The organism is Brevundimonas sp. GW456-12-10-14-LB3 (genome assembly GCF_059424365.1).
Genome location: NZ_JBWKZJ010000005.1, coordinates 96,634 through 113,986, shown reverse-complemented (window position 1 = coordinate 113,986; position 17,353 = coordinate 96,634). Strand labels below are relative to the sequence as shown.

The following is a 17,353-nucleotide window of genomic DNA, read 5'->3' as shown; positions in this document are numbered from 1 at the left end:
GTCTTGCGACGGCCCGCCCCTCATCCACGCCTGATCGCAGGAATTCAGGCGTTTAGATCGACATCCTTGCCTTCCTTGACCAGCAGGAAGCCCAGCACGACCGTCCCCAGCGCCACGATGATCGGGTACCAGAGGCCGGAATAGATGTTGCCGGTCGCCGCCACGATGGCGAAGGCCGTGGTCGGCAGGAAGCCGCCGAACCAGCCGTTGCCGATGTGATAGGGCAGGGACATGGAGGTGTAGCGGATATTGGTGGGGAACATCTCGACCAGGGCCGCTGCGATCGGTCCGTAGACCATGGTCACATAGAAGCCGAGGATGAACAGGATCAGCACCACCATCGGCTTGTTGACCAGATCGCTGTCCGCCTTGGCAGGATAGCCGGCGGCCGTAAGGGCCTCGCCCAACTGCTTGTCCCAGGCCTTTTTCTCAGCCGCGAAATCGGCAGGCGCCATGGCGTCTCCACGGAAGCTCTGGACGACGGCCTGGTCGCCGATCCGCACCTGAGCCACCGTGCCTGCGGGCGCCTCGACATTGGTGTAGGTCACCCCGGCCTTGGCCAGATAGGATTTTGCCAGGTCGCAGGAGTGGTTGAACACCGTCTTGCCGATCGGATCGAACTGGACGTTGCAGTCCGCCGGATCGGCATAGACCACGACCGGCGCCGAGGCGGCGGCGGCGGCCAGCCGCGGATTGGCGGCCTGGGTCAGGGCGTTGAACAGCGGGAAATAGGTGAGGGCGGCGATCAGGCACCCGGCCAGGATGACCGGCTTGCGTCCCACCTTGTCCGACAGCCAGCCCCAGAAGATGAAGAAGGGCGAGGCCGCGACCAGGGCGATAGTCAGCATCACATAGACGAGGGTGGCGTCCAGCTTCATCACCCGTTCCAGAAAGAACAGGGCGTAGAACTGACCCGTGTACCAGATCACGGCCTGGCCGGCGGTGAGGCCCAGCAGGGCGATCAGCACCAGCTTCAGGTTTGGCCATTTGCCGAAGGAGTCCTTCAGCGGGGTCTTGGACCCCTTGCCCTCGGCCTTCATCCGTTTGAAGGACGGGCTTTCGGACAGCTTCAGACGAATCCACAGCGACACGCCCAGCAGCAGGATCGAGACCAGGAAGGGGATCCGCCAGCCCCATTCCGCAAAGGCCTCCTCGCCGACCGAGACACGGACGCTCAGAATGACGACCAGGCTCAGCACCAGGCCGGCCGTGGCGGTGATCTGGATGAAGGAGGTGTAGAAGCCGCGTTTACCATGTGGCGCGTGCTCGGCGACATAGGTGGCGGCGCCGCCGTATTCGCCGCCCAGGGCCAGACCCTGGATCAGCCGCATCAGCACCAGAATGATCGGCGCGGCGATGCCGATGGCCGCATAGGGCGGCAACAGACCCACGACGAAGGTGGAAAGCCCCATCAGGAGCATGGTCACCAGGAAGGTGTTCTTGCGACCCCACAGGTCGCCCAGACGCCCGAAGACCACGGCCCCGAACGGTCGAACCGCAAATCCGGCGGCGAAGGCCATCAGGGCGAAGATGTAGCCGGTCGTCTCATTGACGCCCGAGAAGAACTGCACGGTGATGATCGCGGCCAGCGACCCGTACAGATAGAAATCATACCATTCGATAACGGTGCCGACCGACGACGCCAGAATCACCAGCTTGTCGTTCTTACCCACCACATACTCATCGACCGGCGCACCGATGGCGCTGTCCGTCATAGCGTAGCCTCCCAGCTGTCTGGTCTTTCCGACCGTTTTCACGCCGCAAGTGCGCGATTGGCCAAGAGAGTGACGCAGGGCTGAGACAAGCGTCAGGGCGACTTTGGTCGAGTGTCCTTTTCTCGCCTAAGATATATTATGCGAAGAAAGCCCAAGTTGGTCGGTGTTGCTTTGAGTTTCGCTAATCCTGAGATTTCAGCATTTCCGCAGGATTGGCGCCGTAAGCCTGAGACTCCTGTTCCGTAACGCTGAGACTGAGTTTGCAAGGCTCCCGCACCGGGCCCATCCTCGAGATGCTGCATCAGCGCCTTCGACGTACAAGTCCGCTGCGCGCTCCGCTCGATTACGCGCCAACGTCTTGACGGATTCGTGGGGCCTTGCGAGGCATGCGCAAGGACATGCGTATGGGCGGCTCAGCCCGATGATGACGGAAAAGCCACGCTCCTCTCGGCGATGGAACTCATCCTTTGCGAACTCGAGCGCCTAATGGGCCGGGATTAGGGCGCCTTCGGCGAATCCATCGTCACTGAAGGAAGGCTGCTGCGGCGCTTGATACGGCTTCACCGCAACGCCTTCAGGCTTTGCGGCAGCACGTCGCACAGGTCTTCGGAGATCAGACCCGGACCAAACCGCGCGGCGGCGTCGGAATGCAGCCAGACGGCGGCGCTGGCGGCCTCGAAACTGTCCATACGCTGGGCGATCAGGCCGCCGATCATGCCGGCCAGGACGTCGCCGGTTCCGGCCGTCGCCAGCCAGGGCGAGCCGTTGGGATTGAGGCGCACCCGGCCGTCCGGCGCCGCGATCAGGGTCTGGGCGCCCTTCAGCACGACGACGGCCTGGGCGCGGCGGGCGGCCTCGACGGCGGCGGCCGCCCTGCCCTGTTTCAACAGGCCGGGAAACAGCCGTTCGAACTCGCCCTCATGGGGCGTCAGCACGTCGTCGCGGTCCAGAACGGCGAACAGTTCGGCGCTGCGGCCCTTGAACACCGACAGACCGTCCGCATCGATCACCAGGGCGGCGCCGCTCAGCGCCAGGGCCTGGATGTTGGCCACTGTACCCTCGTCAAGCCCGGCGGCTGGGCCGGCGACGACGGCGTCCATCTCCTCGACCTCCCGCCCCAGCGCCTCGGGTGATCCGAAGGGGGTCAGCATGACGGCCGTGACCGTTGGGGCGATCGTCGCGACCGCGTCGGGCGGGCACAGAATCCGCACCACCCCGGCTCCGATCCTCAGGCCGGCGCGTGCCGCCAGACGGGCCGCCCCGGTCTGATGCGCCCGACCGGACACCACCCCCAAACGTCCCCGCGCATGCTTATGCGTTTCCGGCCCCGGCCACGGAAGAAAATTGCGCCAGATCGCCGGGTCGTTGGTGTCAATCATCCGAACTCCGAATATCCGTGACTTTTCTGCGAAAACTGCTTGCCTTCGATGGCTTTGATGTGTCCCATTCCCGCCCGAACGCCGCTGCATTTCGCACGCCGTTCAGGGGTCGCCATGAAGAAAATCGAAGCCATCATCAAGCCCTTCAAGCTGGATGACGTCAAAGAGGCGCTCCAGGACGTCGGGGTGCAAGGCATGACCGTGCTGGAGGCCAAGGGATACGGCCGCCAGAAGGGCCATTCCGAACTGTACCGCGGCGCCGAATACGTCATCGACTTCCTGCCCAAGATCAAGATCGAGGTCGTCGTCGCCGACGACCTGGCGCCTGCGGTCGTCGAGGCCATTCAGACCTCGGCCCGCACCGGCAAGATCGGCGACGGCAAGATCTTCGTCTCCGACGTCGCCGACGTGATCCGCATCCGAACCGGCGAAACCGGGGCCCAGGCGGTCTGACTTCACCTGCCCCTCTTCCTCCCCAACGACCAAGAAACAGGACTTCCGAGAATGAGCGCCAGCAAGATCCTCAAAGAGATCAAGGAAAAGGACGTCAAATATGTCGACGTCCGCTTCACCGACACCCGCGGCAAGCTGCAACATGTGACCTTCGACGTCGATCTGGTCGACGAGGACTTCCTGAACGAAGGCACCATGTTCGACGGCTCATCCATCGCCGGCTGGAAGGCGATCAATGAGTCGGACATGCTGCTGAAGCCGGACCTGACCACGGCCTATATCGACCCCTTCTATCAGCAGACGACCATGTTCCTGTTCTGCGACGTGCTGAACCCGGACACCGGCGAGCCCTACAACCGCGACAGCCGTTCGATGGCCAAGAAGGCCTTGGCCTATGTCCAGTCTTCGGGCGTGGGCGATCAGGTCTATTTCGGCCCGGAAGCCGAGTTCTTCATCTTCGACGACGTGCGCTGGAACACCCAGCCTCACAACACCGGCTACAGCTACGATTCGGCCGAGCTGCCCGCCAACACCGGCGCCGAATACACCGAGGGCAACATGGGCCACCGCCCTGGGCCCAAGGGCGGCTATTTCCCGGTCAATCCGGTCGATTCCGGCCAGGACCTGCGCGGCGAAATGCTGGGCGTGATGCGTGACCTGGGCCTCCAGCCCGAGAAGCACCACCACGAGGTGGCGCCGGCCCAGCACGAACTGGGCCTGAAGTTCTCGGACCTGCTGACCATGGCCGACCGGCTGCAGCTGTATAAGTACGTCATCCACAACGTCGCGGCCGCCTACGGCAAGACCGCGACCTTCATGGCCAAGCCCATGTTCGCCGACAACGGCTCGGGCATGCACGTGCACCAGTCGATCTGGCGCGACGGCAAGCCCCTGTTCGCCGGCGACAAATACGCCGGCCTGTCGCAGGAATGCCTGTGGTACATCGGCGGCATCATCAAGCACGCCAAGGCCATCAACGCCTTCGCCAACTCGACCACCAACTCCTACAAGCGTCTGGTCCCCGGTTACGAAGCCCCGGTGAAACTGGCCTATTCGGCCCGCAACCGCTCGGCCTCGATCCGCATTCCGCACGTCTCCTCGCCGAAGGCCAAGCGTCTGGAAGCCCGCTTCCCCGACCCGATGGGCAACCCCTATCTGACCTTCGTCGCCCTGCTGATGGCCGGCCTGGACGGCATCGAAAACCGCATCGATCCGGGCGCGCCCGCCGACAAGAACCTCTACGACCTGCCGCCGGAAGAGCGCGGCTCGATCCCCGAGGTCTGCGGCTCGCTGCGTGAAGCGCTGGAGAACCTCGACAAGGACCGCGCCTTCCTCAAGAAGGGCGGCGTCATGGATGACGACTTTATCGACAGCTACATCGAGCTGAAGATGGAAGAGGTGATGCGCCTGCAACTGCACCCGCACCCGGTTGAGTTTGACATGTACTACACCTGCTGATCGACAGGTCGGCATGAAGGCTAAGGGCCGGGGGATTCCCCCGGCCCTTTTTCTATGACATCTGAAAAGGCCCGGACGATGCTTGAACTGGTGCTGTTCAGCCCCGCCCTCAGTCCCATCGGACTCCTCATCGCGATATTCGCCTACCCGTGGCGAACAAGGCCGTGGAAACCCTATGTCTGGATCATTATTGCGCTCAGCCTGCCGCTCGTCTCCATGTTAGCGCTTCAAGCAGCCTTCACTCTTCCGGCTGGATCCTGCGAAAGGCGACCGTTGAACAACTTGCCTATCGCGCTCGCGTTCATGAGCGTCACGGGCGCCGCAGTGCTTTTTATTCTGGGCCAAAAGTACCGAACCTTCATAGCAGGCACGGCTCTGACCTTCTGTCCTATGACGATATCTTGGTCGCTGATTGCGACCATGTCCTTGGCGGGATGTTGGATCTAGAACCGAATACCTAAGCCGCTTCGGCTTCCAGGTCGTCCGCCTTCTTGCGGCGCAGTTCGATCAGCCGCACGCACCAGATCGAGACTTCGTAGAGGATGACCAGGGGCACGGCCAGCATCAGCTGGCTGATGGGGTCGGGCGGCGTGACCACAGCGGCGACCACCACCACGGCGACGATGGCGTAGCGGCGGCCAGAGGCCATCATCTTGGAATTGATCAAGCCAGCCAGGCCTAAAAGGGTCGTCACGACGGGCAGTTGGAAGCACAGACCGAAGGCCAGCAGCAGCGAGGTGACCAGGTTCAGATAGTCCGAGATCTTGGTCGTCTGGGCCACCGATATGCCGTCGCTGACCACCTGCTGCCCCAGGGAGAACAGCATGACGAAGGGCAGCATGACGTAATAGACTAGGGCTCCCCCCAGGCAGAACATCACCGGGGCGGCGATCAGGAAGGGCAGAAAGGCACCCCGCTCATTGCGGTACAGGCCGGGTGCGACGAAGCGGTAAACCTGCCAGGCCATGACCGGGAAGGTCAGGACGGCCGCGCCGAAGGCGGCGATCTTCATCTTGGTGAACAACTGTTCCAGTGGGGCAGTGGCGATCAGTTGCACCACGGCGGCCGAACCGGGCGGATAGGGTTTGAAGCCGGTCATGATCGCGATCAGCTCCAGCGGATTGGCGTGGCCGCCAGAGGCCGCCGTCGCCGCATGAATGGCCGCCGCCGCCTGATAGGGTTTGATCAGGGCGATCTGGATCTGATTGGCGAAGGCGAAACACAGGATGAAGCCCAGGGCGAAGGCGACCACGCAGACCAGCAGCCGGCTGCGCAGCTCTATCAGATGGTCCATCAGGGGCGCGCGCGACGCCTCGATCTCGGCCTCGTCGCGGTCGGAGATAGTCAAAGCTCGACGGCCTTCTTGCGCGGGGTCTTGGTCTTGGCGGACGACTGGGCCGGCGCCTGGGCGTCCGAGATCTGGGTCTTGGCGGCGCCCTTGGCCGAGGCGCGGGTCTTCGCCGCGACCGCCCCGCCCGCCCTGGCGGTCTTCTTCGTTTTCGCGGGCGTTGCTGAGGTTTCGGCGGTCGAACTGCCGCGCTTCGACCTGGGCCTTGGATTGGGCTTCGACTTGGCCTCCGGCTCCGGCTCCAGCGGGGAGACAGGCGACGCATCGGGCCATTCATCCACCGCCGGTGTCGGCAGTGAGGCGACGGACGGCGGCGTCGTCAGACCGGCGTTGATCTCCTTGAAGGCCGCATCGGCCTCGGCGCCCAGGGGGTACATGGCCCCCTGCCCGCTCCGCAGCGCCTCGACCTCCTTGCGCAGCTCGTCCAGTTCGGACTGGCGCGCCATCTCGTCGAAGCTGGTGCGGAACTCATTGGCCATGGCCCGCGCCTTGGCCAGCATCTGGCCCACGCGGCGCATGAGCACAGGCAGATCCTTGGGTCCCACCACCAGCAGGGCCACCAGACCGATTACCAATAGTTCGAAGCCCCCGATACCGGGGCCGAGCCCGCCCATGCGTCAGCCCTCAAAGACCCGACGCGGACTTCAGTGCTTTTCCTTCTCCGCCTCGGTGCGCGGCAGGGCGCCGACGCCGTCTTGCGTCGCGTCCTTCTTGCCGTCGTCCGACAGGCCGTCCTTGAATGCGCGGATGCCCTTGGCGGCGTCGCCCATGATGCTGGACAGCTTGCCGCGTCCGCCGAACAGGACGGCGACCACGACAATGACGATGGCCCAGTGCCAGATGCTCATGGAGCCCATGGGTAATCTCCTCGAAGAGGCCGATGATCGGCCCCATCCACTCTTCTTCGTCCCGCATATAGGCGGAGTCATGGCCCGACGCCAAGGGAGGCTGTAGGTGTGCGCGACCATGAGTCTCTCCGATCACGTCATCATCCACACCGACGGCGCCTGCAAGGGCAATCCGGGCCCCGGCGGCTGGGGCGCCCTGCTCCAGACTGCGGGCGGTCACGAGAAGGAACTTTGGGGCGGCGAGGCGAATACGACCAACAACCGCATGGAGCTGACGGCCGCCATCATGGCGCTGGAGGCGCTGAAACGCCCGTGCAAGGTCGAGCTTCATACGGACAGCAAATATGTCATGCAGGGCGTGACCGAATGGATGCGCGGCTGGAAGGCGCGCGGCTGGCTGACCGCCGACAAGAAGCCGGTCAAGAACGCCGACCTTTGGCGACGTCTCGATGAGGCGCGCCAGAGGCACGAGGTCAAATGGCGCTGGGTCAAGGGCCACGCCGGCCATGCGTTGAATGAGCGCGCGGACCAGTTGGCGAATCGCGGCGTGGCGGAGCTGAAAAGGGCCTAAACCAGGGTCACCGGGTCAGGTCCATCTGCTGAGCCAGAATCACCGCCTGGGTCCGATTATAAACGCCCAGCTTTCGAAACACGCTGGTCAGATGCGCCTTGATGGTTGCTTCGGAGACGCCCAGGTCGAAGGCGATCTGCTTGTTCAGCCGACCAGCCTTCAACCCTTCCAGTATGCGCAGCTGCGACGGCGTCAGGCTGGCGACCCGGGCGGCGAGGTCGTCCTCTCCGGCCGCCTCCGGCGTCTCGGGCGCCCAGGCGTCGCCGGCCAGAACGGCCGTGATCGCCTCCACCATCTGCGGAAGGGCGGCGGATTTTGGGATGAAGCCTGCGGCGCCGAGGGCCAGGGCGCGGCGCACGACGCTCGCCTCCTCGCTGGCCGAGACGACGGCGACCGGAACGACGGGATGTTCGGCCCGAACGGCGGCCAGGCCCGCCATGCCTTCACTGTCGGAGAGTTTGAGATCCAGAAGCAGCAGGTCGGTCGGCGTCCTGAGGGCCGCTCGCGCCTCGGCCAGGCTGGCGCATTCCTCTATCGTCGCTTCGGGCGAGGCCTTGGAGACGGCGGACCGCAGCGCGGCGCGGAACAGGGGGTGATCGTCGGCGATGACGATTCGATCCATCAGGCGTCCTTCCCTTCGCGCAGCGTTCTTGGCGGCCGCGTCTGCAGCAGCATGACGCGGTTCGACTTTGGTCGAAACTAGACCATTGGCTAATGGCCGCATACGCCCCTTGGGGAAAAGGTTCATTCGGACGCTCGCAACAGACGAGCCAGGGAGGAACCATCATGATCAAATCCAGCCTGGCGGCAGGATGCGCGGCAGCGGCCCTGCTTCTGGCCCCCGGCGTCGCCTCGGCGCAAGACGCCCAGGCCGCCCTCGAAGCCCGAATCGCTCAGCTCGAAGCCGAGTTGAACGCCCTCAAATCCGAAGTCGTCGCCGCCCGCACCCAGCAGGCGGCGCAGCAGCAGGACATCATCCGGCTGGAGGCCCGCCCGGCGCCGCCGGCGCCGGTCCAGCAGGCGGCCGCGCCCAGCGACGGTTTCCGGATCGGCGACCACACAGTGAAGTTCGGCGGCTTCGTCAAGGTGGACGCCTCGGCCTCCAGCTATTCCGGCGGCGATCCCGCCAATGGCGACGCCCTGCGTGAGTTCCATATCCCCGGCTCCATCCCCATCGGCGGCGCCGACGAGGATACGGCGACCGACTTCAACGCCCGGCAGACCCGGTTCTGGCTGACGACCGACGGCCTGGTCGGCGGCCACAAGGTCGGCACGCGGCTGGAGATGGACTTCCAGACCCTGCCCGGCACAGCGGACCAGCGCACCACCAGCCCCGCCAACCCGGCCCTGCGCCGCGCCTTCGTGACCATCGACAACTGGCTGATCGGCCAGGAGTGGACCAACTTCCAGAACACCGCCGTCCTGCCCGAATCCGCCGACTTCATCGGCGCGGCCGAGGGCACGGTCTTCGCGCGGCAGGTCCAGGTGCGTTACACGCGCGGTCCCTTCTCCGTTTCGGTGGAAAACCCCGAGACGACCGTGACCCCGTTCGGCGGCGGCGCGCGGATCATCGCCGACGACAACAGCCTGCCCGACTTCACCGCCCGCTACGCCCTGGCGCGGCCCTGGGGGGATCTGCAGTTCGCCGGTCTGCTGCGTCAGCTGAAGTACCAGAACCCGTCGACCAGCATCGATTCCACCGCCACCGGCTGGGGCCTGTCCGCCTCGACCAAGATCAAGGTCGGCGCCAAGGACGATCTGCGTCTGATGGTGACGGGCGGCGAAGGGATCGGCCGATACGTCGGGCTGAACTTCTCGAACGACGCGGTGCTGGACGCCTCGGGCGAACTGGACGCGATCGGCGTCGTCGCCGGCTTCGCCGCCTATCGTCACGTCTGGGCGCCAGGCTGGCGCTCCAGCCTGATCTGGTCGGCGCAGTCGGTCGATAATGACACGACCGTGACCGGTCTGGCCGTAAACCGGTCGGCTCAAAGCGTCCACGCCAACTTGATCTGGTCGCCGGTTACGGCGTTTGATGTCGGCGCCGAGCTGATGTTCGCCGACCGCGAAATCGAATCCGGCGCGAGCGGCGACATGACCCGATTGATCCTGTTCGCCAAATACGGATTCTAAAGATGCTGGAGACGTCTCGCGTGCCCGATTCCGACCTCTACCCCGTTCCCGCAGACTTCGCCGCCAAGGCCCATATGGATCGGCGAGCCTATGAGGCGGCGCGGATCGCGGCGCGCGAGACGCCCGAGGCCTTCTGGTCCGAACAGGCGAAACGCCTCGACTGGATCAAGGCGCCGACCAAGATCAAGGATGTCTCCTTCAGGAAGGAGGATTTCCGCATCCGCTGGTTCGAGGACGGCGTTCTGAACGTCGCCGCCAACTGCATCGACCGCCACCTGCCCCACCGCAAGGATGAGACCGCGATCATCTGGGAGGGCGACGACCCGGCGGACAGTCGTCACATCACCTACGGCGAGCTGCACGCGCAGGTCTGCCGCATGGCCAATGTACTGAAATCCCACGGGGCCAAGAAGGGCGACCGGGTCACCATCTATCTACCGATGATCCCCGAGGCCGCCTACGCCATGCTGGCCTGCGCCCGGATCGGGGCGGTCCATTCCGTGGTCTTCGGCGGCTTTTCGCCCGACAGCCTGTGCGGTCGGATCGAGGACTGCGGCTCCAACCTGGTCATCACGGCCGACGAGGGCGTGCGCGGCGGCAAGATCGTGCCGCTGAAGGCCAATGTCGATGCGGCCCTGGAAAAGGTGAAGGTCGATACGGTTCTGGTGATCCGCCGCACCGGCGCCGACGTGCCGATGATCGAAGGCCGCGACATCGACTACGCCGTCGAGGCGGCCGAGGCCTCGACCGACTGTCCGCCCGAGCCGATGAAGGCGGAAGATCCGTTGTTCATCCTCTACACCTCAGGTTCCACCGGAAAGCCGAAAGGCGTTCTTCACACGACGGGCGGCTATCTGTTCTGGGCCGCCTGGACCCATGAGCTGACGTTCGACTATCGCCCGGGCGAGGTCTTCTGGTGCACCGCCGACGTGGGCTGGGTCACGGGCCATTCCTATCTGGTCTATGGTCCGCTGGCGAACGCCGCGACCACCCTGATGTTCGAAGGCGTGCCCAACTATCCCGACGCCAGCCGGTTCTGGCAGGTGGTGGACAAGCACAAGGTCGAGGTCTTCTACACCGCCCCGACGGCCCTGCGCGCCCTGATGCGCGAAGGAGACGCGCCGGTGAAGGCCACGTCACGCAAATCGCTACGTCTGCTGGGCACGGTCGGCGAACCGATCAATCCGGAGGCCTGGCGTTGGTATCATGAGGTGGTCGGGGACAGCCGCTGCCCGATCGTGGACACCTGGTGGCAGACCGAGACAGGCGGCCATCTGATCACCCCCCTACCCGGCGCCACCGACCTGAAGCCGGGTTCGGCCACCCTGCCCCTGCCCGGCGTCGAACTTCAGATCGTCGATGCGGAGGGCCAGGAACTGGTCGGGGCCGTCTCGGGCAATCTGTGCATCACCGACAGCTGGCCGGGCCAGATGCGCACGGTCTATGGCGACGATCAGCGCTTCTTCGACACCTATTTCTCGACCTATCCCGGCCGGTATTTCACCGGCGACGGCTGCCGTCGGGATGCGGACGGCTATTACTGGATCACCGGCCGGGTCGACGACGTCATCAATGTTTCGGGCCACCGCATGGGCACAGCCGAGATCGAGAGCGCTCTGGTGCTGCACGACGACGTGGCCGAGGCGGCTGTGGTCGGCTATCCGCACGACATCAAGGGCCAGGGCATCTACGCCTATGTCACCCTGAACAAGGGGGTCGAGGCGACCGAGGATCTGCGCAAGGCCCTGGGCGCCCACGTCCGTCGCGAGATCGGCCCCATCGCCGCCCCGGACGTGATCCAGTGGGCGCCCGGCCTGCCCAAGACCCGATCCGGCAAGATCATGCGCCGCATCCTGCGCAAGATCGCCGAGAACGAGATCGGCTCGCTGGGCGACACCTCGACCTTGGCCGATCCGTCAGTCGTCGAGGATCTGGTGAAGAACCGCGCGGGCTGATCAGGCCGGACTTGTGCGCCGCGCCCGGCGTCGTCAAAACCGGATCAAGGGGCCGGCTCCTGCGCCGGGGTCCTAATCCTTGGGTGGAGACGACGAGATGACGATCCGGTTCGACGGACAGGTGGCCATTGTGACGGGCGCGGGCGGCGGTCTGGGCCGGCAGCACGCCCTGGCCCTGGCGGCGCGCGGCGCCAAGGTGGTGGTCAATGATCTGGGCGGCGCCCGCGACGGCTCTGGCGGGTCCGCCACCGCCGCCGAGGCCGTGGTCGCCGAGATCGAGGCCGCCGGCGGCGAGGCCATGGCCAACGCCGCCTCCGTGACCGACTTCGCCGCCGTTCAGGCCATGGTGGAGGCGGCCATGGCGAAATGGGGCCGGGTCGATCTGCTGGTGAACAACGCCGGGGTCCTGCGCGACAAGACCTTCGCCAAGATGGAGTTGGAGGACTTCCGCTTCGTCGTGGACGTCCATCTGATGGGGGCGGTCAACTGCACCAAGGCGGTGTGGGAGATCATGCGCGGCCAGAACTATGGCCGTATCGTCATGACCACCTCGTCTTCGGGGCTGTACGGCAATTTCGGCCAGTCGAACTACGGGGCGGCCAAGATGGCCCTGGTGGGCCTGATGCAGACCCTGTCGATCGAGGGGGCCAAGAACGACATCCGCGTCAACTGCCTGGCGCCCACGGCCCATACGCGCATGACCGAAGACCTGGGCGCCGCCCTGCCCCTGGAGGCCCTGGATCCGGCGCTGGTGACGCCGGGCCTGCTGTATCTGCTGAGCCGGGAGGCGCCGAGCCGCTGTATCCTGGCGGCCGGCGCCGGCGGGTTCGAACGCGCCTATGTGACGCTGACCGAGGGCGTCCACATCTCGGGCGAGGATGCGCCGGAACAGGTGGCGGCCCAGTTCGACGCCATCTCCGACCGGGCGAAAGAGATCGTGCCGGAGATGGGCGCCGCCCAGGGCATGATCGAACTGACCAAGGCCCAGAAGGCGCACGCCTCCTGAGCCTTCATGTCGGCGCGGTCAGCCGATCGCGCCGACGCAGCCTTCCGCCTCGCCCGGCGTCAGTTCCGCCTCGGTCAGGGCGATGGTCCAGCCGTGGTGGGTGTTCAGGCCCCAGCGACGAGCGCCGCCGCCGTCGCCGGCGTCTCCGCCGGCGGTGACGACCACGCGGCGGCCCTTCGGCAGGGCCGGCGGATCGATCTTGCCGACGGCCAGAGACGTCGGCGTCTCGCCGCCGTAACCGTCGAACACGCTGAGCATCGACCATTCACGGCGAAGGCCCATCCACCAGGCGTCCTCGGTATTGATGGCCAGAACGGCCACGCCATGGCCCTCGGCGGCGAAGGCCAGGGCCTTCTGCGGGTCGCGCACCATCTTGATGTCGGCGGCGGCGCCGAAGCGCAGGCGGGCGCCGTCATAGGCGCGGGTCGGTTCGATCGGGGCCCAGACCTGGACCTGCAGCCGGCCCTGACGCGCCAGCCCCCAGCCGACGATCTCGCGCCAGAGGTGTTCGACCGCCTCGGCGTTTTCGGGGCGGCACTTGGACAGCATCCGCGACAGGACAGTCTGCTCGCGGTCGGGGCGAAGCTTGGTGTGGGGGCCCGTGGGCGCGTCCTTGGCGCGGCCGACGGTGGCGGCGACGGCGAGACGTTGTTCGAACAGGGCCAGGATCTGATCGTCGATGGTGTCGATCTCGGCGCGCAGGGCGGCCAGGGCCTGTTGTTCAGGCGTCAGTTCAACCTGTTCAGGTCGGATCATCTGGACGTTGGAAGAGGACATGGGTTCGGGCTTTCGGCAAAGGCAGGATTTCGATGTGCAGGGGCGGACAGCCGCTCTGGTCCAGAGCGGTCGCCGGCGAGACAGTCAGGGACGAAGAGCGCCCGACGCCTCAGCCGGCGTATCGAAAGCCGTAAAAGCCGTAGCCGAAATAGAGGCCGGACACCGCGCGCGAACGGTCGAAGGAAACAGAAAGGGCGCGCTGGCGGGACATGGGTCCGGGTCCGGTTATGCGGATCGTTCGCGATCCGCGCGGCCTTAAAGCACGCAAAGACCGTGCGCCGTCAAGCCCTATCGGCCCCCAGGAGGACGAAACGCGTCCGGTTATCGCTGGAATCCTGAAGATCGTTGCGCAGGATCGACAGGCCATAGACCTCGGCGGCCCCTACCGGCGCAATGGCCGCCTGGGTCGGATCGCCCGCCTCGGCGACGTCGCGGGCGGCGCCGGCGGTGTCGAAATGCTCGACCACGTTCAGCTTCAGGCCCTTCAGTGTCCGTTCGCACTGAGCCAGGGCGATGGGGTGGCTGAGCACCCGCTTCAGATCGGCGATGCGCGCGCCGTCCAGTCCCATCAGGGCGTGGCGGATCGGCCGCCAGGCTTCGGCGACCACGCGAAGGCCGGAGTCGCGCACCAGGGTCGCGGCGGGTTCGACCACGCCGACGGAGGAGTTCTCGACCGGGATCAGGGCGCAGTCGCAGTCGCCGCCCTTCAGGGCTGCGATGGCCTCGGCGAAGGTCTCGAACGGCACAGCCTCGTCCCAGGGGCGAAGGGCCGTGCAGGCCTCATGACTGAAGGCGCCGGGGGCGCCCTGATAGGCGACCCGACCGGGGTTGTCGTCTTGCTGTGTTGGCTTGTCCATATTCATCACTTCCGACGGACCGCCGAAAGCCTTCCCTTTGCTGGCCGCGATCAGACGGAGCATAGTTGTCCGAGCCGTGACCGTTTCGCGCCGTATCTGCGGCGCCGCTTTCGTCCCCACAAGCCGAATGTGATCGTGGGGTGCTTTCGGGCCGCGCATGGTGCGGGTAGCGTCGCAGTTCGCATCTTCCGGAGCCGCTCATGTCCGTCGTCACCAGCTCCAACCGTCGGGCCGTGTTGACGGGCCTGGCGGGAGCCCTTGCAGGCTGCGCGCCGACGCCTGCCGTCCTGCCGACGACAGGGTTTGCCCCGCGCCGGATCGCGCCGATCCTGATGACGCCCGAGCGGATCATACGCATCACCGTCTGCACCCGTCCTTTTCGCCCGACAGGCCCGCGCCTGAACGTGGAGGCGGTCGGCGAGACCAGGGTGGTTCACAACTATGGCCACGGCGGCAGCGGCTGGTCTTTGTCCTGGGGCTCCAGCGCTATCGCAGCGCGCAAGGCCATGGCCCTGGCGGGTCTGGCGGGCGGTCCGCCCGTGGTCGCGGTGATCGGCAGCGGCGCCCTCGGCTTGACGTCGGCGCTCCAGCTTCAGCGCATGGGCGCGCGGGTGACCATCTATGCGCGCGAACGCGCCGCCTTCACCCGATCCATGCGCGCCACAGGCAGTTGGACGCCGGACAGCCGCATCGCCGACGCTGATCGCGTCGCGGCTGACTTCCCCGCCCTTTGGGAACAGATGGCGCGCGAGACCTACGCCACTCACCAGACCTATCTGGGGACAGAAGGCGATCCGGTCGTCTTTAGCGACCGCTATATGCTGTCGGGCGCGGCCGACCTGCCGCGTACGGTCGAACCGCCGCCGATCCTTACCGCGCCTGGGATAAAGCCGATCCGATTCGCCGAATACAGGCTGGACGGGCTGGCGCCGCGATCCATCCCCCTGCCCGCTTCCGCCTCGCCCTTTCCGGTTGGGGAGACCCGGATGGTCAGCGCCATGCAGTTCAACGTCGCCGAACTGGCGCACCGGTTGGAGACCGAGTTTCTGAGCCAGGGCGGCCGGATCGAGACCCGCGCCTTCAACACGCCGGCGGATCTGACGGCCCTGCCCGAGAAGATCGTGATCAACTGCACCGGCTATGGCGCGAAGGCCCTGTTCGAGGACAAGGAGATGATCCCCGTGCGCGGCCAGATCGCCTGGCTCGCGCCCCAGCCCGAGGTCAACTACGGCCTGCATTTCCGGGGCGTGACCGTGCTGTCGCGACCGGACGGGATCGTGGTTCAGGCCACGCGCAATGACATGAACGGCGTCGGTATCGACGACGAGACGCCGGACCGAGCCGAGGCGAACGCGACCATCGGCCTCGTCGCCCCGCTGTTTCCGTCGATCAGGCCGCTTCCGAGCGGCTGATCCGGCCTGCCTTCAACCGCTCGGCCACCAGGAAGGCCAGCTCCAGCGCCTGGTCGGCGTTCAGGCGCGGGTCGCAGTGGGTGTGATAGCGGTTGGACAGGTCGTCCTCGGTCACGGCCTGGGCGCCGCCGATGCATTCGGTGACGTTCTGGCCGGTCATCTCCAGGTGGACGCCGCCGGGGTGGACGCCTTCCGCCTCCGCCACGTCGATGAAGGTCCGCACCTCGCTGAGGATCCGGTCGAACGGCCGGGTCTTGTAGCCGTTGCCGGCCTTCAGCGTATTGCCGTGCATCGGGTCAATGGACCAGATCACCTTGCGGCCCGAGGCCTTCACTTCGCGCATGAGCTTGGGCAGGCGCTCGCCGACCTTGTCGTGACCGAAGCGGCCGATCAGCGTCAGGCGGCCCGAGACATTGTCCGGGTTCAGGACGTCGATCAGGGGCAGAAGGTCGTCGGCCGTCATGGTCGGGCCGCACTTCACGCCGATGGGGTTCTTGATCCCCTTCATGAACTCGACATGGGCGCCGTCCAGCTGGCGCGTGCGCTCGCCGATCCACAGCATGTGGGCCGAGGTGTCGAACCATTCGCCCGAACCGCTGTCCAGGCGCGTCAGGGCGCTCTCGACGTTCAGCAGCAGGGCCTCGTGGCTGGTGAAGACCTCGACCCGGCTGAGGTCCGGATGGGTCTCGGGCGTGACGCCGACCGCCTCCATGAAGGCCAAAGCCTCGGTGATCTTGTCGGCCAGCTCGCGATACTGGGCGCCGGCGGCGTTGTCGCCCGCGAAGCCCAGGGTCCAGCGGTGGATGTTATAGAGGTCGGCATAGCCGCCGCCGGCGAAGGCGCGCAGCAGGTTCAGGGTCGAGGCCGACTGGTTATAGGCCCGGATCAGACGCTGCGGATCGGGCGCGCGCTCTTCCGGCGTGAACCCCATGCCGTTGATGATGTCGCCGCGATAGCTGGGCAGTTCGACGCCGTCGATCTCTTCAAGCGGAGAAGAGCGCGGCTTGGCGAACTGGCCGGCGATCCGGCCCACCTTCACAACCGGCTTGCGCCCCGCGAAGGTCAGGACCACGGCCATCTGCAGGATCAGGCGGAAGGTGTCGCGGATGTTGTCGGTCGAGAACTCCTTGAAGCTCTCGGCGCAGTCGCCGCCCTGGAGCAGGAAGGCCTCGCCCCGCTCGACCTGCGAGAGTTTAGACGTCAGTCGTCGCGCCTCGCCGGCGAAGACGAGCGGCGGCAGGGCGCGCAGTTCGTCCTCGACCAGGGCCAGGGCTTGCGGGTCCGGATAGTCCGCCGGCATGTGCAGGGCGGTCTTGGTTCTCCAGCTTTCGGGGGTCCAGCGTGTCATCCGGCAAGAATAGGACTTTGCCGCCGCCGGAACAACGAAAAGACGAACAGATATTGCGGCGGTGACCCGATTTTCGGTTTGCGGCGCCGGAAA

General features: G+C 65.9%; 17 protein-coding genes. 8 read left to right on the top strand and 9 right to left on the bottom strand.

What is annotated here, in order from left to right; all coding sequences use genetic code 11:
- Window positions 1–44: 44 nt before the first annotated feature.
- Both AC07XS_RS04205 and AC07XS_RS04200 read right to left on the bottom strand, forming a co-directional pair.
- Entirely contained in the window at window positions 45–1,715 is a 1,671-nt protein-coding gene (locus AC07XS_RS04205) for an MFS transporter (protein ID WP_182713571.1), read from the bottom strand.
- Between the two features lie 560 nt (window positions 1,716–2,275).
- Window positions 2,276–3,094: an NAD(P)H-hydrate dehydratase gene (locus tag AC07XS_RS04200; RefSeq protein WP_182713572.1), complete on the bottom strand. Its 819-nt coding sequence runs from the start codon at window positions 3,092–3,094 to the stop codon at window positions 2,276–2,278.
- A gap of 114 nt (window positions 3,095–3,208) precedes the next feature.
- Between AC07XS_RS04200 and AC07XS_RS04195 the strand changes: the two genes are divergently transcribed.
- The 3 genes from AC07XS_RS04195 (at window position 3,209) to AC07XS_RS04185 (ending at window position 5,452) form a co-directional block, all read left to right on the top strand.
- Entirely contained in the window at window positions 3,209–3,547 is a 339-nt protein-coding gene (locus tag AC07XS_RS04195; protein ID WP_054765773.1) for a P-II family nitrogen regulator, read from the top strand.
- A 51-nt stretch (window positions 3,548–3,598) separates the two neighbouring features.
- The gene (gene glnA / locus AC07XS_RS04190; protein ID WP_182713573.1) at window positions 3,599–5,005 is read left to right on the top strand and encodes a type I glutamate--ammonia ligase; all 1,407 of its coding nucleotides are present in this window, start codon (window positions 3,599–3,601) and stop codon (window positions 5,003–5,005) included.
- Between the two features lie 78 nt (window positions 5,006–5,083).
- Complete coding sequence (locus tag AC07XS_RS04185; RefSeq protein ID WP_182713574.1) at window positions 5,084–5,452, top strand: hypothetical protein; 369 nt, start codon at window positions 5,084–5,086, stop codon at window positions 5,450–5,452.
- Between the two features lie 10 nt (window positions 5,453–5,462).
- On the opposite strand, the gene tatC is transcribed toward AC07XS_RS04185, so the two are convergent.
- Genes tatC through AC07XS_RS04170 form a run of 3 tightly spaced genes read right to left on the bottom strand, consistent with a single transcriptional unit; the run spans window position 5,463 to window position 7,210 of the window.
- Window positions 5,463–6,353 (bottom strand): twin-arginine translocase subunit TatC, encoded by an 891-nt coding sequence (gene tatC / locus AC07XS_RS04180; protein WP_182713575.1) that lies wholly within the window; start codon window positions 6,351–6,353, stop codon window positions 5,463–5,465.
- Window positions 6,350–6,967, bottom strand: a complete 618-nt coding sequence (tatB, locus tag AC07XS_RS04175; RefSeq protein WP_182713576.1) for a Sec-independent protein translocase protein TatB — start codon at window positions 6,965–6,967, stop codon at window positions 6,350–6,352. Before tatB ends, tatC begins: the two co-directional genes overlap by 4 nt.
- 30 nt (window positions 6,968–6,997) lie before the next feature.
- Window positions 6,998–7,210, bottom strand: a complete 213-nt coding sequence (locus AC07XS_RS04170) for a twin-arginine translocase TatA/TatE family subunit (RefSeq protein WP_054765770.1) — start codon at window positions 7,208–7,210, stop codon at window positions 6,998–7,000.
- Window positions 7,211–7,319: 109 nt separating this feature from the next.
- Here AC07XS_RS04170 and rnhA point away from each other — a divergent pair, with 109 nt between their 5' ends.
- The gene (rnhA, locus tag AC07XS_RS04165) at window positions 7,320–7,772 is read left to right on the top strand and encodes a ribonuclease HI (protein WP_182713577.1); all 453 of its coding nucleotides are present in this window, start codon (window positions 7,320–7,322) and stop codon (window positions 7,770–7,772) included.
- A gap of 7 nt (window positions 7,773–7,779) precedes the next feature.
- Here the strand turns inward: rnhA and AC07XS_RS04160 are convergent, their stop codons facing one another.
- Window positions 7,780–8,394, bottom strand: a complete 615-nt coding sequence (locus AC07XS_RS04160) for a response regulator transcription factor (RefSeq protein ID WP_182713578.1) — start codon at window positions 8,392–8,394, stop codon at window positions 7,780–7,782.
- A gap of 164 nt (window positions 8,395–8,558) precedes the next feature.
- On the opposite strand from AC07XS_RS04160, the gene AC07XS_RS04155 reads away from it, so the two are divergent.
- The 3 genes from AC07XS_RS04155 to AC07XS_RS04145 all read left to right on the top strand — a co-directional run bounded on the left by AC07XS_RS04155 (window position 8,559) and on the right by AC07XS_RS04145 (window position 12,866).
- Window positions 8,559–9,905: a DcaP family trimeric outer membrane transporter gene (locus AC07XS_RS04155; RefSeq protein WP_182713579.1), complete on the top strand. Its 1,347-nt coding sequence runs from the start codon at window positions 8,559–8,561 to the stop codon at window positions 9,903–9,905.
- A 2-nt stretch (window positions 9,906–9,907) separates the two neighbouring features.
- Window positions 9,908–11,860, top strand: a complete 1,953-nt coding sequence (acs, locus tag AC07XS_RS04150) for an acetate--CoA ligase (RefSeq protein WP_182713580.1) — start codon at window positions 9,908–9,910, stop codon at window positions 11,858–11,860.
- Between the two features lie 97 nt (window positions 11,861–11,957).
- A complete protein-coding gene (locus tag AC07XS_RS04145; protein WP_182713581.1) occupies window positions 11,958–12,866 on the top strand; it encodes an SDR family NAD(P)-dependent oxidoreductase in 909 nt (302 codons plus the stop codon).
- 18 nt (window positions 12,867–12,884) lie between these two features.
- Here the strand turns inward: AC07XS_RS04145 and AC07XS_RS04140 are convergent, their stop codons facing one another.
- Complete coding sequence (locus tag AC07XS_RS04140) at window positions 12,885–13,643, bottom strand: chorismate mutase (protein WP_054765764.1); 759 nt, start codon at window positions 13,641–13,643, stop codon at window positions 12,885–12,887.
- Between the two features lie 281 nt (window positions 13,644–13,924).
- Window positions 13,925–14,500 (bottom strand): prephenate dehydratase domain-containing protein, encoded by a 576-nt coding sequence (locus AC07XS_RS04135; protein ID WP_182713582.1) that lies wholly within the window; start codon window positions 14,498–14,500, stop codon window positions 13,925–13,927.
- A 200-nt stretch (window positions 14,501–14,700) separates the two neighbouring features.
- On the opposite strand from AC07XS_RS04135, the gene AC07XS_RS04130 reads away from it, so the two are divergent.
- On the top strand, window positions 14,701–15,912 hold the full coding sequence (locus tag AC07XS_RS04130; RefSeq protein WP_182713583.1) for an FAD-dependent oxidoreductase: 1,212 nt from the start codon (window positions 14,701–14,703) through the stop codon (window positions 15,910–15,912).
- Here the strand turns inward: AC07XS_RS04130 and AC07XS_RS04125 are convergent.
- Window positions 15,890–17,260 (bottom strand): class II 3-deoxy-7-phosphoheptulonate synthase, encoded by a 1,371-nt coding sequence (locus AC07XS_RS04125; protein WP_182713584.1) that lies wholly within the window; start codon window positions 17,258–17,260, stop codon window positions 15,890–15,892. The two genes, AC07XS_RS04130 and AC07XS_RS04125, sit on opposite strands and share 23 nt — an antisense overlap.
- Window positions 17,261–17,353 lie beyond the last annotated feature (93 nt).